Genomic DNA, 15148 nt, shown 5'->3' on the forward strand with positions numbered 1-15148 from the left:
CTGTCGTGCGGGTGGTGCGTGGTCGTACGCGGGTACGGCGCCGCGGCCCACGGCCGTGCGGCGGAACGGTTCAGCGGGAACAGATCGCGCTGGCGAGGCGGCACAGGTCGACGTGCAGCCGCGCGACAAGCAGCAATGTGCCCGGCGTCTCTACGCTCACGTCATGGGGAACCATGCGGTCATCGTATCGATTCCCGGTCCGGGTCCTGGAATGTGATCTCAGATACCGGACGGATTCCGTTCAGGATGCGGTCGGCGGGAGATAGACGACGGTCGGGGCGCCGGTGACGGGATGGGTGCTGACCTCGGCCGTCACGCCGTAGACACCGGCGAGCAGCTCGGGTGTGAGGACGTCCTTCGGGGCACCTGAGGCGACGAGCCGGCCGCCGTCGAGGACGTGCAGGACGTCGCAGTAGTACGCGGCGAGGTTCAGGTCGTGCAGGGCGAGGAGGTTGGTGGTGCCCAACTCCCTCACCAGGGTGAGGATGTCGAGCTGGTAGCGGATGTCCAGGTGGTTGGTGGGCTCGTCGAGGACGACGAGGGTGGGCTCCTGCACCAGGGCGCGGGCCACCAGGGCGCGCTGGCGCTCGCCGCCGGAGAGCGAGGGGAAGGTCCGGCCGGCGAGGTCCGCGACGCCGACGCGGGCGAGCGCCGCCTCGACGAACTCCTCGTCGGCGGCCGTGTCCGCCTCCCAGAACCGCTTGTGCGGGGAGCGGCCCATGGCGACCACCTGCCGGACCGTGAGCTCGAACGCGCCCTGCCCGTCCTGCGGCACCGTGGCCAGGCGCCGGGCGCGGGCCTTCGGGGTCATCGTGTGCAGGTCCTCGCCGTCCAGGAGGGCGCGGCCCGCGGTGGGGCGGAGGGTGCCGTACACACAGCGCAGCAGCGTCGTCTTGCCGCTGCCGTTGGGGCCGACGACGCCGACGGTCTCGCCGGGGGCGGCGGTGAGGTCGACGCCGTCCACGAGGAGCCTGCCGTCGACCTCGTAGGAGAGGCCTTCGGCGCGCAGTTCGCCGGTGGGCGCGGGCGGGTGCGTCATGCCGGTGCTCCTTCGGTACGCCGCCGCAGCAGCCAGAGGAAGAACGGGCCGCCGGTCAGCGCGGTCAGCACGCCGACGGGGATGTCCTGCGGGGCGGCGACCGTGCGCGCCGCGAGGTCGGCGACCACCAGGAACACCGCGCCCATCAGCGCCACGACCGGGAGCAGCGCGCGGTGCGCGGCGCCCACGAGCATGCGGGCGGCGTGCGGGACCATCAGGCCGACGAAGCCGATGGCGCCGCTGTAGGCGACGAGGACGCCGGTCAGGAGCGAGGCGAGGACGAAGACGCCGGCGCGGAAGCGGGCGGTGTCCAGGCCGAGGACGGTGGCGCCCTCCTCCCCGGCGAGCAGCAGGTCGAGGGGGCGGGCCAGGGCGACCAGGAGGGCCGTGCCGACGACCAGGCAGACGCAGGGCAGCGCGAGCATGTTCCAGCGGGCGCTGCCGAGGCCGCCGAGCGTCCAGTACAGGACTTCCTTGAGGTGGTCGGCGCTGTCGGCGGTGACCAGGATGAGGCTGGTCAGGGCGGTCAGGATGTACGAGACGGCGACTCCGGCCAGGATCAGGCGGCCGGTGGCGAACTGCCCGCCGCCGCCTCTGGCCAGGGCGTAGACGAGGACCAGCGAGATCAGCGCGCCCACGAAGGCGGCGGCCGGGATCGTGACGGTGGTCGCGAGGCTCGCGCCGAGGCCGAAGAGGCCGCCGAGCACGATCGCGACGACCGCGCCGACGGAGGCGCCGGAGGAGACGCCGAGCAGGAACGGGTCGGCGAGGGGGTTGCGGACGAGGGCCTGGAGGACGGTGCCGATCACCGCGAGACCCGCGCCCACCACTGCCCCGAGGATGATCCTCGGGAGTCTCACGTCCAGCACGATGGTGCGGAACGGGGAGGGCTCCGCCCGTCCCGTGAGGATCTCGACGACCTGGCCCGGCGGGATCCTGACGGAGCCGAGTGCGAGTCCCGCGACGGTCGCCGCCGCCAGGGCCACGGTGAGGACCGTCAGGGTGAGGAGGCGCCGGCTCCCCGTGCTCCGCCGGTCGCCCTTCGGGCTCGTCCCCGAGCGCCGGACGGGCGTGACCTTCCCGGGCGTGGTCATCCGGCTCACAGCTGCGCCGCCAGCTTCCTCACCGCCTCCGGTGCTCGTACCCCTGTCACGGTGTCCGACAGGGGCAGGACCGCGAAGCGCTTGTTCTTGATCGCCGGGACGTCCTGGAGGACCGGGTCGTCGAGGAGGCGCTTCTTCTTCTGGGCGACCGTCGTGGCGCCGTAGTCGAGGATCAGGACGACGTCCGGCTTGCGCTCGACGACCGACTCCCAGGAGGCGTCGCTGAAGGACTTGTCGACGTCGGCGAAGACGTTGTGGCCGCCCGCGCGCTCGATGATGTCGTTGCCGATGCCCCGGCCGCCCGCGGTGAACGCGGTCTTGTCGCCGCTGTCGTAGACGAAGACCTTCGCGGGCTTCCTGCCCTTCGCCTGCTCGGCGGTGGCGGCGAGTTCGCGCTCGGCGCCGCGCACCCACCGGTCGGCGCGGTCCCGCACCCCGAACGTCGAGCCGACCTCGCGGACCTCGCGGTAGACGTCCTTCATGGAGACGGGGCGCTTGGCGCAGCCCTCGACGTTGAGGCGGCTCTCGATGCCGGACTTGGCGAGCGCGGCGCGGCTGCGGCCGTCGCCCGCGAGGAAGGCGCTGGCGTAACCGCCGTACACGTAGTCGGGGTTGGCGGCGAGCAGCTTCTCGTAGGAGGGGTACTCCTTGGCGAGCACGGGGAGCGCCTTGTAGGCCTTCGCGTACTTCGGCAGGACCTTGTCGTCGAGGTAGGCGGTGCCGGCCATGCGGTCCTGGAGGCCCAGTTCCAGCATCACCTCGGTGGCGTGCTGGTTCATGGTGACGGCGCGCTTCGGGGGCGCCTCGTACGTCGTCTTCACACCGCAGTTGGTGACGGTGTACGGGAATCCGGCGGCCTTGGCCGCGGGCTCGCCGTCGGAGCCGGCGCCGGAGGACGAGCACGCGGCGAGCGGGACGAGCAGGGCGGCCGCGGCGAGCGCGCGTATGCCGGTGTGACGGCGGGACATGCTGAACTGCCTCCTCCAGGGGATTTCCGCGTCCCCTGCGTTGCGTGGAGAAGGCGGCAGGTCAGTTCCTGACTCCCCCGCCCCGGAGTGGGGTCTCCCCTTCTCGAGCGGAGCCGAGAGAGGGGGGAAGGGCGGGGTCACAGTGGCGGGACCGTGCCGGGTTCGCACCGGCTTCCTGGCTCCTGCCGCCTCAAGGTGTCGGGGTCAGTATGCCTTGACGACCTGTACCTCTTCCTCGGTGACCTCGCCCTCCACGATCCGGAACGAGCGGAACTGGAAGGGGCCCGCGTCGTCGGTGTCCGCGGTGGAGACGAGGACGTAGTGCGCGCCGGGCTCGTTGGCGTACGTGATGTCGGTGCGCGAGGGGTACGCCTCGGTGGCGGTGTGCGAGTGGTAGACGATCACCGGCTCCTCGTCGCGGTCGTCCATCTCGCGGTAGAGCTTGAGCAGGTCACCCGAGTCGAACTCGTAGAACGTGGGCGAGCGCGCGGCGTTCAGCATCGGGATGAAGCGCTCGGGGCGGCCGGTGCCGGCCGGCCCCGCGACCACGCCGCAGGCCTCGTCGGGGTGGTCCTGCCGCGCGTGCGCGACGATCTGGTCGTGGAGGGCCTGGGTGATGGTCAGCATGGGAGCCAGGATAAGCAGAGGGCCCGCGCCGTACCGAGGGATGGTACGGGCGGGCCCGAATGCTGGACAGCGGCCTTCGGCGGCACGCGGCCGGGGAGGTCGCTCCCCGGCCTGCCGGAGCGGTCAGTCCTTGTCGGCCGGCGCGCTGTCGGCGGGGTGGATGACACCCACCTTGCGCTTGCTGAACGCGGCGGCCTGCGGGTTGCGCTTCTTGAGGAAGTAGTACGCGGCCACCAGGATCGCGGCCCAGACCGGCGCGGCGTACAGCGAGATCCGCGCGTCCTTGTCGACGCCCATCATCACGATGACCATGCCGATGAAGGCGAGCGCGAACCAGCTGGTGAACGGCGCACCGGGCGCCCGGAAGGTGGACTGCGGCAGCTCGCCGCGGTCGGCCTTGCGGCGGTAGCGGATCTGGCAGCACAGGATCATGATCCAGGCCCACATGCCGGAGATGGTCGCGAAGGAGACGACGTAGTTGAACGCCTCGCCCGGCCACTGGTAGTTGATCCAGACGCCGAACAGCATGAAGCCGGCGGAGACCGTGGTGCCGATCAGCGGCAGGCCGTTCTTCGTGAGCCTGGTGAAGAACTTCGGGCCCTGGCCGTTGAGCGCGAGGTCGCGCAGCATGCGGCCGGTGGAGTACATGCCGGAGTTACAGGAGGAGAGCGCGGCGGTGAGGACCACGAAGTTCACGACCGCGGCGCCGACGCCGAGACCCATCTTGTCGAAGGCGGCGACGAACGGGGAGACGCCCGGCACGAACTCCGTCCACGGCACGACCGAGAGGATCATGATGAGCGCGCCGACGTAGAAGACGGCGATGCGCCACGGCACGGTGTTGATCGCCTTGGGCAGGACGGTCTTCGGGTCCTTGGACTCGCCCGCGGTGACGCCGACGAGCTCGACGGCGAGGAACGCGAACATCACGATCTGCAGGGTCATCAGCGTGGAGCCGATGCCGTTCGGGAAGAACCCGCCCTGGTTCCACAGGTGGGCGACGGTCGCGGTGTCACCGGCGTCGGAGAAACCGACGGTGAGGATGCCGACGCAGATCAGGATCATGCCGATGATCGCGGTGACCTTGACCATCGAGAACCAGAACTCCAGCTCACCGAAGAGCTTCACGGAGATGAGGTTCGCGCCGTACAGGATGACCGTGAAGACCAGCGCGTAGGCCCATTGCGGGAATGAGTCGTGGGTCCAGTACTGCATGTACTGGGCGGCCGCGGTGACTTCGGTGATGCCGGTGACGACCCAGAAGAGCCAGTACGTCCAGCCGGTCACGAATCCGAAGAACGGGCCCATGAATTCCCGCGCGTACTCCGAGAAGGAACCGGAGACGGGCCGGTACATGAGGAGCTCGCCGAGCGCCCGCATGATGAAGAAGATGACGAGGCCCGCGATGGCGTACGCCAGGATGAGGCTCGGTCCGGCCTTGTGAATGGCCTTGCCCGCGCCGAGGAACAGGCCGGTGCCGATGGCACCGCCGATCGCGATCATCTGGATCTGCCGGGCGCCGAGCCCGCGCTGGTACCCCTCGCCGTCGCCGGACTGCCCGGCGGCGTGCACGGCCTCATTGCCGTCGTGGTGCTCTTCGACCTGCACTGAGGTCATGGTGACGCCTTTCTCCATGCTGATCCGCGCCCGCACATCTGCGTTGTGACTGCGGATCAGGTCCTGATCCCCCCGGATATGGAATGGAGTGCTACCGGCGGTCTGCCGGCCCGAGCGCCCTCGGCGACATGGGTGGCGTCGCCGAGCGGTCGTGAAGATTTATCACGGTGGCAACAGTGAGGGAATGAGCCACTTGTGGTGCACGCCACAGGGAGAAGCGGACAAAAGTCCCTTGCTGTGATAAACGCGGGCAATGAAGTGACGCGATCGTTATCCGGATTTGAGCATCCGCTGAGCGAACGGACCGCCGACTGAACAAAAGGTGTCTGTTGCACCCATTTTCAGCCCAGCAACGTCTCCACCAGCGTTTCCTGCAGTCCACCGAGCCACAGGTACGCCATCACCATCGGCTTGCGCGGGTCGGAGTCGGGCAGGCGGTAGAGCAGCTCCGTGTCCTCTTCATCCGTGACGTCCAGGCGCGTGCCGATCGCGAGCCGGAGGTCGTTGAGGGAGCCGAGCCAGTGCCGGGACTCCTCGACCGACAGTTTCAGGACAGCTCCGCCCTCGCCCGACGACGTCATCGAGTCGAGCGAACGGATCACGACCAGGGCGTCGTCGCGCTTCTTGGCCCGCAGGTCGTTCTCCGTGAAACGGCGGAACTCGGCCGAATACGCCCGCAGTTCGTCCGGGTCGCCGGCCCCCTCCTCGCTCCCCGGGCCGCCGTACGCGTCGGGCAGCAGGCGCCGCATGACCGGATCGGCGGGCGGCTCGCTGGGGCCCTCCGCGAAGAGCTCCGCGAGGGGGTCGTCGGAGGCCTCGCCCCCGGGGCCCGGACCGATCAGCTCCAGGAGCTGCACGGCGAGGGAACGGATGATCGAGATCTCGACCTCGTCGAGCGCGACGGCGGCGCCGCCCCCGGGAATCGGTTCGAAGTGTCCTGGCATCAGTTGAGTCGCTGCTTCCGGTCCGTCCGCCGCGCGCGGCGGGCGTTGCTTGGTGGGTGCCGCTGCCTGGGCCGCCCGGTGGGCGCTACGTGCGGTCCTGCTGGAGGGTGGCCCACAGCCCGTACCCGTGCATGGCCTGCACGTCGCGCTCCATCTCCTCGCGGGTGCCGGTGGAGACGACCGCGCGGCCCTTGTGGTGCACGTCCATCATCAGCTTCGTGGCCTTGTCCTTCGAGTACCCGAAGTACGTCTGGAACACGTACGTCACGTAGCTCATCAGGTTCACCGGGTCGTTGTGGACGAGCGTGATCCAGGGGACGTCCGGCTCGGGGGCCGCGAACGTCTCTTCGGCCGATTCCGGACGGGTGATCTCTGCGGGAGCCGTACTCACACGCCCCATGCTGCCACCCCGAGGGGGGCCTCGCACAAATGGCCTCCCGAAGACCTCCTTGAAATCGTCAGAGTGACGAGATGCGGGGTAGCATCCCTCGTATGAACACAGCGGACCTTGGCCTGCCGGTGGATGTTCCGTCGACAGCGCTCTTCACGGACCAGTACGAGCTGACGATGCTGCAGGCCGCGCTGAAGGCGGGCACCGGCGACCGGCGTTCGGTCTTCGAGGTCTTCACCCGCAGGCTGCCCGAGGGCCGGCGCTACGGCGTGGTGGCCGGAACCGGACGCGTCCTGGACGCCGTCGAGAACTTCCGCTTCGACGCCGACGTCCTCGGCTTCCTGCGCGAGCGCGCCATCGTCGACGAGGCCACCCTGGAATGGCTCGCCGGGTACCGCTTCAGCGGCGACATCTGGGGCTATCCCGAGGGCGAGGTCTACTTCCCCGGCTCGCCGCTCCTGCGCGTCGAGGGCTCCTTCGCGGAGTGCGTGCTCCTGGAGACCGTGATCCTCTCCATCCTCAACCACGACTCCGCCATCGCGGCCGCCGCCTCCCGCATGTCCTCGGCCGCCGGCGACCGCCCGCTGATCGAGATGGGCGCGCGCCGCACCCACGAGCTGGCCGCCGTCGCCGCCTCCCGCGCCGCGTACGTCGGGGGCTTCGCGACCACCTCGGACCTGGCCGCCGGCTTCCGCTACGGCATCCCCACGGTCGGCACCAGCGCCCACGCCTTCACGCTGCTGCACGACAACGAACGCGACGCCTTCCGCGCCCAGGTCGACTCGCTCGGCCGCGGCACGACGCTGCTCGTGGACACCTACGACGTCGCCGAGGCCGTCCGCACGGCCGTCGAGGTCGCCGGACCCGAGCTCGGCGCGGTGCGCATCGACTCCGGCGACCTGCTGCTCGTCGCCCACCGGGTGCGCCAGCAGCTGGACGACCTCGGCGCCACGAACACGAAGATCGTCGTGACCTCCGACCTGGACGAGTACGCCATCGCCTCGCTCGCGGCGGCGCCCGTGGACGCGTACGGCGTGGGCACCCAGCTCGTCACCGGCTCCGGGCACCCCACCTGCTCCATGGTCTACAAGCTGGTGGCCCGCGCCCACTCGGCGGACCCCAAGGCGCCCCTGGAGCCGGTCGCGAAGAAGTCGCTCGGCGCCAAGTCCTCGATGGGCGGACGCAAGTGGGCCGCCCGGCGGACCGACGCGCAGGGCGTCGCCGAGGCCGAGGTGATCGGCACCGGGCCCGTGCCGGCGGACCTCGCCGACCGGCAGCTCCTGGTCGAGCTGGTCAAGGGCGGCGAGGTCGTCGCCCGCGAGCCGCTGGACGCGGTGCGCGACCGGCACGCCGCCGCCCGCGCCGGACTCCCGCTCTCGGCGACGCAGCTGTCACGGGGCGAAGCGGTCATTCCCACCGAGTACGCGTGAATCCAGCCGAGTGCGCCTGAACCCCGCCGAGTACCCGTGAACCGCCGCCCCGCGGCGCCGGGCGCTCCGGCCGGGTGCGCCAACCGCCCCTTCCCGACCCATACTCGAAGTCCCTACGCTCGTAGTCTCCCAGGAGAAGGACACCGCCCATGCGCCGCGCACTGATCGTCGTAGACGTGCAGAACGACTTCTGCGAGGGCGGCAGCCTCGCGGTCGCCGGCGGCGCGGACGTCGCCGCCGCCATCACCGAGCTGATCGGGCAGACCCCGGCCTGCTACCGCCACGTCGTGGCCACCCGCGACCACCACATCGAGCCCGGCTCCCACTTCTCCGACCACCCCGACTACATCGACTCCTGGCCGCCGCACTGCGTGGCGGGCACGGAGGGCATCGGCTTCCACCCGAACTTCGCCCCCGCGGTCGCCTCCGGCGCGATCGACGCGGTCTTCGACAAGGGGGCGTACGCGGCGGCGTACAGCGGCTTCGAGGGCGTCGACGAGAACGGGGTGTCCCTCGCGGACTGGCTGCGGTCCCGGGAGATCACGGAGGTCGACGTGGTGGGCCTCGCGACGGACCACTGCGTGCGGGCCACGGCGGTGGACGCGGCGCGGGAGGGGTTCAGGACCACCGTCCTGCTGGACCTCACCGCGGGGGTCTCGGAGGCGACCACGGAGTCGGCGATGGCCGAGATGGGCTCGGCCGGGGTCGAGCTCACCGGGAAGCCCGTGATGTGACCCCGGCCCCGTGACCGCCTCGGGGCTCCGCCCCGGACCCCGCCCTCAGACGCCGGAGGGGCTGGATGTGGTTCGCCCCTGTCTCTTCAGCGCCCTGATCGGGTGCCACAGCTCCCGCGCGTCGTCCGGTGCCGTCCGCCATATCAGGCCGTCCGGGTGGTGCAGCACCGCCGTGACCTCGTCCGGCGTCGGCGGGTGGGTGTTGCCGCGCAGGTAGACCGCCCTCAGGCCGAGATTGCGGAGCCTGGTCAGGGCCCTCGCCCGGTTCACGGCGTGCACGATCATGCGGACCGTGCCGCCGCCCGGCGACGGGTTCGGCAGTGTCAGTGCCACCACCACGCTGCCGTTCGGCAGCTTGCAGAAACCTCCTGCGGACATGCGTCGTCACACCCCCGTGAGACATCGCGCCGGATCCCTGGCCGGACCCCGCGTCAATAAGAAATCCACAGCACGCACCTAAACACGATCGGCCGCCGCCCGCTAGAGGGCGACGGCCGATCATGGCTTGACCTGCGATAACGCTAATTACTTCTTCGAGGGACCCACCTGGACCGTGATCGTCGAGCCGTCCTTGGGCTGCTTGATGATCTTGATCTGGGTGTTGGTGTCAGTGACCTTGACACTTCCCGTGGGGTTCTCCTTGTACCAGTAGGTGCCCTTGCGGTCGTCGAAGACCGGGACGCCCTTCTGGGACTTGATCTTCAGCGCCACGTCCGCGTTGTGGAGCGTGAGCTTGTCCGTCGCGTACCTGCTGAACGGCGCGTCGAACGGCTGGATCTTGTTGCGCAGGAGCGTGCCGTCCTTCCACTTCAGCGGCTTCGCGTGCGCGTCGACCGGCAGGATCAGACCCTGGCCGGGGTGCTGGCTGGTGTTGTTGTCCTTCTGCGAGGTGTCCCACTGCCAGACCAGCAGACCGGTCTGGTACGGGTAGTGCTCGACCCAGTCCGGACGCGACTGCGAGAAGCCGAAGTTGTACGGGCCGACCTTCAGGGTCTTGTCGTACGAGACGTACTGGCGGTTCTCGGCGAGGTAGTACTGGTCGTACTTCTTGGTGAAGGACTCGCCGATGCGCGAGAAGCCCTTCGCCGTCCAGCCGTTGTCGTCGCCCTCGGCACCGTCCTCGAAGAGCTTGGTGCCGTCCGCGGTGACCGCGAGGGCGTCGGCCGCGAAGCCCTTGCCGCCCGCGCCGCCGTCCGTGGAGTAACGGAAGCGGACGTCGATCTTCTTGCCGGCGTAGGCGTCCAGCGGGAAGACGAGCTTCTTGTACGTGGCCGAGGCGCCGGTCAACGCGGGCTTGTCGCCGGCGTCACGGGTGATCGGCTTGCCGTCCGCGGTGCCGTCGATCGGCGCCCAGTTGGCGCCGCCGTCCGTGGAGACCTCGGTGTAGAGGTAGTCGTAGTTGGCCTCGATGTCCCACCAACCGTCCAGGGAGAGCTCGGCCTTGGACTTGCCGGTCAGGTCGACCGGGCGGGTCAGGGTGTTCTTGAGGTCGTCGCCCTGGTCGCTCCACCACTGCTTGGCGCCCTCGGTGGGCTTCACGACGTTGGTGGTGACGGACTTCTTCGGCAGGTCGACGACGAGCGCCTGGCGGTGCCGGGTGTTGTACTCCGAGACGCCCAGCTTGTGCTCGGACGTCGTCGCGGCCTTGGCCTTGGCGTAGTCGAGCCAGCCCAGCTGGAACTTGTCCCAGGCGGTCATGTCGCCCGGCAGGTCGCCGATGGCGTCCTTGCCGGTGCCGAGCCAGGAGCCGGCCGACATCAGCGACCAGAAGCCGACCGAGTTCTCGCCCTTGCCCGTGGTGTCGTACAGGTCGGGCAGCCCGAGGTCGTGGCCGTACTCGTGGGCGAAGACGCCGAGGCCGCCGTTCTCCGGCTGCATCGTGTAGTCGCCGACCCAGATGCCCGAGTCGCCGATCTGGGTGCCGCCGGCCTTGTTGTTCGAGGGGCCGGTCTTGCCCGCGTCGTTGCCGTAGGCGTACCAGCGGTGCGCCCACAGGGCGTTCTCGCCCTCGACGCCGCCGCCGGCCGACTCGTCCTCGCCCGCGTGGACGATCTGGAAGTGGTCGATGTAGCCGTCGGGCTCGTTGAAGTCGCCGTCGCCGTCGAAGTCGTAACGGTCCCACTGGTCGTACTTGGCGAGGTCCGTCTTGATCTGCGCGTCCGTGCGGCCCTTGGCCTTCTGGTCCTTGGCCCAGGCGGTCACGCCGTCCTTGACCGCGTCCCAGACGTTCGGGCAGTTGGTGTCGCCGCAGTAGTTCGAGCCGTACCGGGCCTCGTTGTAGTCGACCTTGACCCAGTCGGAGACCTCACCGTCGACCGAGTAGCGGCCCGAGGAGGTCTTCTCGTAGTAGGTCTTCAGGGACTCCTTCTGCTTGCCCTTGGAGTCCTTGCCCTTCCCGAAGTACAGGTCCTGGAAGTGCTTCTGGTTGTAGTCCTTCTGCCAGGCCGTGCTGTTGTCCTTGGCACGGTCCGGCTTGGCTATCTTGTTGTGCAGCGGTCCCGGCTTGCCGCCGTACTTCTTGACCGGCTGCTCCGGGCCCTCGGGCCCGTCGGGGTCATACATGGTCGTGTCGTCGACCTTGTCCCCGAACTCCACCAGGATCGTGAAGATCTTGTCGGTCTTCTCCCGGCCCAGCTCGACGTACTTCTTGTCGTCGAGCTTGACGACCTTGGAGGCGCCCTTCTTCTGGACCTTGGCGTCGCCCGCGACGACCTGCTGCAGGGCGGCCTTGCGCTGCTGCGCCTGCTGCTTGCTGAAGGGTCCGTCGAGGTCGTGGTCGACCTGGGCCTTGGCCCGTGAGGGGTCCTGCCGGTCGACGGCCGGCGCCCCGCCCGAGGTGCCGGTGTCGGCCGTGGCGGTCGCCGCCGAGTACGTCGCGGCGGCCGCGGCCATCGCCACGGCCACCGCGGTGGCTCTGAACGTCCGTGTTCTGGCTGTCACTTGATGAGATCCTCCCCCGCGCCCGCGCGAAAATGGCCGGACCGAGATCCCGGTCGGAGGAGGTCCGCGCGCGATGTACGCGTCACAAGTGACGACATTCGACCGGAAGTACGGGAGAAAAGACAGACCTTGACTTGAACAGGCCAAGTGCACTATGTAGACGTCCGGGTCCGCTATCCGGACGTGGGGCACTCCCCCACGGAGAAGACCAACGGGCGCGCCGGACCGTCCACTTGATGGACGCCATGAACCCGTGCGCCCCCTGTGCTCCGGCACCGTGGGTAAGGTCACGCTTACCGCTCGTTCCCGTCGGGCAGACAGCGGAATAGAGTCAATGGAACAGAGTCAATCGACGGTGCGCCACAGCGCGAGGCGGCACATCCCAAGTCGTCGCCGTCGAGCACCCTTTGATTCGCAAATGACCAGATCACCATCTGCTGTCCCGAGGACGGATCCCGTCATGCCTCGTCCCATGCCTCGTCCGACCGCCGCGCAGATCGCCTACGGCGCCGTGACCGTCGTCTTCTCCACACTCGCCATGCTGCTTCTGTCCCAGACGAGTTCGGGCGTGGGAATCATGGTGATAGCCCTTGCCGCGCTCGGCCTCGGCCTACTCGTCGCGATGACGGTCCCGTTGCCCGGGCCGGCCCCCTCGGCCGCCCGCGCGTCGTCCAAGACGGCGCCCGCGCACGACCGCGTCCCGGCGCAGCGCGCCGTGCTCGCCGAGTCCGTGCGCGAACCCGCGGGTCCGTGACACGAGACGGCGGGCCCGTGTACCACGAGCCCGCCGGAAGAGACGCCGCCGCGTCCGGGTGACCCCCGGACCAGCACCTGTCAGACGCTGACCACCACCGTCTTGGCGGCCTTGTCGTGCAGGCCCTGCTTGTACGGCTTGTCGAAGAAGCTCCAGCCGCCGCTGATCGCCGTCCAGATGCAGGCGCAGCAGAAGGCGAACGGCAGCCAGAGCACGGCCGCGCGGGCGAGCGCGGTCTGCAGGGTCGGCGTGGCGCCGTCGCTGAGGTTCGCGACGCGCATCCCGAGCCACTTCTTGCCGAGCGTCTGCCCGGTCCTGGACATCGTGAAGGTGTCGTACGCGATGTAGAGCACGGCGGCCAGCAGGGACTGGCCGAACGACTTGCCCGTGTTCACCTTGTCCGGGTCGATGTCGTACTCGGCCGTGCCGAACAGCCACGACAGCAGGCTGACGACGATGCCCACCAGAATCATGTCGATGATGCGGGCGAGGACACGCTTTCCGCTGTCGGCCAGAGGGGGCATTCCGGCGAGGGGATCCCCGCCGCCGTAGCCGCCCTGTCCACCGCCGTAGGGGTCGCCCCCGTAGGGCGGCGGCGGGGCGCCGTAGGGGGAACCGCCACCGGCACCCGGGGGCGGGGTCCCACCGCCCGGCGGCGGGCTGCCGTAGGGCGAGCCGCCGCCCGGGGGCGGGGTGTCGTAGGGGGATCCGCCGCCCTGCGGAGGCTGCTGCGGCGGCTGCTTGCCGAACGGGTCGTCGTCCGGCGGCGGGTATTGCGGCGGTTCGGTGCTCATGGCCCGAGTCGACCGCGACGGCCCCCGCTCCGCATCCGGCGAGCGGCTGACCGGGTTACCGGGCGGCCGTCCGGGTCACCCGGCGCTCACCCCGCGACGAAGGTGTTCGCCGCCTTGTCGTGCCAGCACTGCCGCCACGGCCGGTCGAAGACGCACCACAGCACGCCGACGACGCCGATCACCAGGACGCCGGGCACGCTGTACACCAGCCAGCGCTTGAGCGCCGCCCCGAACGCCGGCGGCTCGTGCTCCTCGATGTCCCGCACCTCGATGCCGCACACCTTCTTGCCGAGGGTGCGGCCCCACTTGGCGGTGGGCAGCGCCTCATAGACGACGCCGAAGAGCAGCAGGACGGCGAGGATGATGCCGAGGTAGCCGGCCGTGGTGCCGTCGAGCAGCCAGACCGTGGTCTTCTCGCCGGAGAGCTTCGCCGCGTCGATCTTGCCGTCGATGTGGTCGGCGGCCTTGGTGCCGAGCGGCAGCGCGGCGGCGCCGGTGACGGCGACGAGGACGACGGTGTCGACGAGCCGCGCGGCAAGGCGCCGGCCGAGTCCGGCGGGCCGGGCGGCGGCCTGGGCCTGGGCGGCCGCGAGGAACGGGTCCTGGGTGACCGGCTTCCAGGGCACGACGGGCTGTCCCTCGTCCTGCCCGCCGGCGGCGGGCGCGGCCGGGGGCTGCGCGAGCTGGTGGACCTGCTGGGCCCAGGAGGGCGAGCCGCCGCCGGGCCCGGAGGTGACGGGCGCGGGCAGGCCGCTCTGCTGCGGGACGGCGGGCTGCGCGGGCGCGGCGGCCTGCTGGGGCTGCGCGGGCGCGGGCGTCTGCGGCGGTACGGAGGTCTGCTGGGGCACGGCCGACTGCGCGGCGGCGGCCCGGGCGCCCCGCTGTCCGGACGTGGGGCGGATGGCGCGGATCGCCATGGTGCCGTCGGTGCCGGCCGAGGCGGCGGGCGTGGCCTGTCCCCCGGGCTTGTGGGCCGCGGGGGCGGACGCCGACGGCCGCACCGGCCCGGTGGGCCGACGGAACGTCACGGTGCCCTCGCCCGAGGGCGGCTGGGCGGCGCCCGGGGGCGTGGCGGCGGGCTGGGCCGCGCCCGGCTGCTTCACGTTCGGCTGCGCGGCGCCCGGCTTCGCGGCGCCCGGCTTCATGGCGCGGATCGCGACGGTGCCGGGGTTGCCGTCGTCGTGCCCGGGCTCGGGGGACGCGGGGGCGGCCTCCGCGCGGGGCGCGGTGTCGCCCGGCACGCGCGGGTCGGCGGCCTGGCCCGGCGGGGAGCCCCAGGACACCCGGCGCTCCTGGTCGCCGCCGAGGCCGGACTGACGGGCGGCGTCGGCCTGCCAGGCGGAGGCGGGCTCGGGCCGGGCGCCGTGCTGGTCGGCCGCTTCGGGCCGCGCGGCCTGCGCGGACTGCGCGGCCTGGTCGGTCTGCGGGTCCTCGTCGAAGAAGTGCGGGCCCGTCTCCTCCACGGCGGGCGGCCCCGCGGCCCCCGTGCCCGCCCCGGAGCCCGCGCCGGGCGGGGCCGGCAGCGGTTCGCCGTCGGACGGCGCGGGACGGCTCGTACCGGGCACCCAGGCGGCACCGTTCCAGTACCGGACATATCCGGGAATGGACGGGTCGGGGTAGTAGCCTTCGCGCGGCCGGTCGTCGCCTGGGGCCGGAGTTGGGGCGCTCATGTCCGTCGTCCCGTATCTGCTCGGGGGTCTACTGGAGGGTCCACATCTATCAGACCGGCGTGTCCCACCGGGCGGGTCCCGTCCTACGGACCACTTTCCGGGCACGCTCCCCACACCTCCCCGGCGCCCCTCCCCAC

Annotated in this window: 15 protein-coding genes and 1 riboswitch; of the genes, 3 read left to right on the forward strand and 12 right to left on the reverse strand. The window is 70.7% G+C overall.

The genetic code is table 11. The features are described from left to right. Nucleotides 1–70: 70 nt before the first annotated feature. From AOK22_RS43835 to clpS, 8 genes are all read right to left on the reverse strand, one after another. Nucleotides 71–175 carry a putative leader peptide gene (locus AOK22_RS43835; RefSeq protein WP_341845547.1) on the reverse strand — a complete coding sequence of 35 codons (105 nt, stop codon included), beginning with the start codon at nt 173–175 and terminating at the stop codon, nt 71–73. 66 nt (nt 176–241) lie between these two features. Continuing rightward, complete coding sequence (locus AOK22_RS02940) at nt 242–1039, reverse strand: ABC transporter ATP-binding protein (RefSeq protein ID WP_055696942.1); 798 nt, start codon at nt 1037–1039, stop codon at nt 242–244. Then, complete coding sequence (locus AOK22_RS02945) at nt 1036–2133, reverse strand: FecCD family ABC transporter permease (RefSeq protein ID WP_079036295.1); 1098 nt, start codon at nt 2131–2133, stop codon at nt 1036–1038. The genes AOK22_RS02940 and AOK22_RS02945 overlap by 4 nt, the downstream gene beginning before the upstream one ends. Before the next feature lie 5 nt (nt 2134–2138). Further along, nucleotides 2139–3110, reverse strand: coding sequence for an ABC transporter substrate-binding protein (locus tag AOK22_RS02950; RefSeq protein ID WP_055696943.1), 972 nt, complete (start codon nt 3108–3110; stop codon nt 2139–2141). A 42-nt stretch (nt 3111–3152) separates the two neighbouring features. After that, nucleotides 3153–3311: riboswitch (cobalamin riboswitch) on the reverse strand. Nucleotides 3312–3314: 3 nt separating this feature from the next. Beyond that, nucleotides 3315–3737 carry a M67 family metallopeptidase gene (locus tag AOK22_RS39400; protein ID WP_055696944.1) on the reverse strand — a complete coding sequence of 141 codons (423 nt, stop codon included), beginning with the start codon at nt 3735–3737 and terminating at the stop codon, nt 3315–3317. Nucleotides 3738–3860: 123 nt separating this feature from the next. Then, nucleotides 3861–5354, reverse strand: a complete 1494-nt coding sequence (locus AOK22_RS02960) for an amino acid permease (protein WP_055696957.1) — start codon at nt 5352–5354, stop codon at nt 3861–3863. 341 nt (nt 5355–5695) lie between these two features. Further along, the gene (locus AOK22_RS02965; protein ID WP_055696945.1) at nt 5696–6298 is read right to left on the reverse strand and encodes a DUF2017 domain-containing protein; all 603 of its coding nucleotides are present in this window, start codon (nt 6296–6298) and stop codon (nt 5696–5698) included. A gap of 85 nt (nt 6299–6383) precedes the next feature. Next, nucleotides 6384–6698, reverse strand: coding sequence for an ATP-dependent Clp protease adapter ClpS (gene clpS, locus AOK22_RS02970; RefSeq protein WP_055696946.1), 315 nt, complete (start codon nt 6696–6698; stop codon nt 6384–6386). Between the two features lie 92 nt (nt 6699–6790). Here clpS and AOK22_RS02975 point away from each other — a divergent pair, with 92 nt between their 5' ends. Both AOK22_RS02975 and AOK22_RS02980 read left to right on the forward strand, forming a co-directional pair. Further along, nucleotides 6791–8119: a nicotinate phosphoribosyltransferase gene (locus tag AOK22_RS02975; RefSeq protein WP_055696947.1), complete on the forward strand. Its 1329-nt coding sequence runs from the start codon at nt 6791–6793 to the stop codon at nt 8117–8119. A gap of 149 nt (nt 8120–8268) precedes the next feature. Further along, on the forward strand, nt 8269–8853 hold the full coding sequence (locus AOK22_RS02980; protein WP_055696948.1) for an isochorismatase family protein: 585 nt from the start codon (nt 8269–8271) through the stop codon (nt 8851–8853). 45 nt (nt 8854–8898) lie between these two features. Here the strand turns inward: AOK22_RS02980 and AOK22_RS02985 are convergent, their stop codons facing one another. Together AOK22_RS02985 and AOK22_RS02990 are read right to left on the reverse strand one after the other, a co-directional pair. Beyond that, nucleotides 8899–9231: a hypothetical protein gene (locus AOK22_RS02985; protein ID WP_055696949.1), complete on the reverse strand. Its 333-nt coding sequence runs from the start codon at nt 9229–9231 to the stop codon at nt 8899–8901. Between the two features lie 147 nt (nt 9232–9378). Further along, on the reverse strand, nt 9379–11745 hold the full coding sequence (locus tag AOK22_RS02990) for an immune inhibitor A domain-containing protein (protein ID WP_425263993.1): 2367 nt from the start codon (nt 11743–11745) through the stop codon (nt 9379–9381). A 520-nt stretch (nt 11746–12265) separates the two neighbouring features. Between AOK22_RS02990 and AOK22_RS02995 the strand changes: the two genes are divergently transcribed. Next, on the forward strand, nt 12266–12547 hold the full coding sequence (locus tag AOK22_RS02995) for a hypothetical protein (protein WP_055696951.1): 282 nt from the start codon (nt 12266–12268) through the stop codon (nt 12545–12547). An 80-nt stretch (nt 12548–12627) separates the two neighbouring features. Here AOK22_RS02995 and AOK22_RS03000 read toward each other — a convergent pair whose 3' ends face one another. Then, nucleotides 12628–13341, reverse strand: coding sequence for an RDD family protein (locus tag AOK22_RS03000; RefSeq protein WP_055696952.1), 714 nt, complete (start codon nt 13339–13341; stop codon nt 12628–12630). A gap of 86 nt (nt 13342–13427) precedes the next feature. Beyond that, complete coding sequence (locus AOK22_RS03005; RefSeq protein ID WP_055696953.1) at nt 13428–15011, reverse strand: RDD family protein; 1584 nt, start codon at nt 15009–15011, stop codon at nt 13428–13430. Nucleotides 15012–15148 lie beyond the last annotated feature (137 nt).

It is taken from the genome of Streptomyces silaceus (assembly GCF_001419745.1).
Taxonomy (GTDB): domain Bacteria; phylum Actinomycetota; class Actinomycetes; order Streptomycetales; family Streptomycetaceae; genus Streptomyces; species Streptomyces silaceus.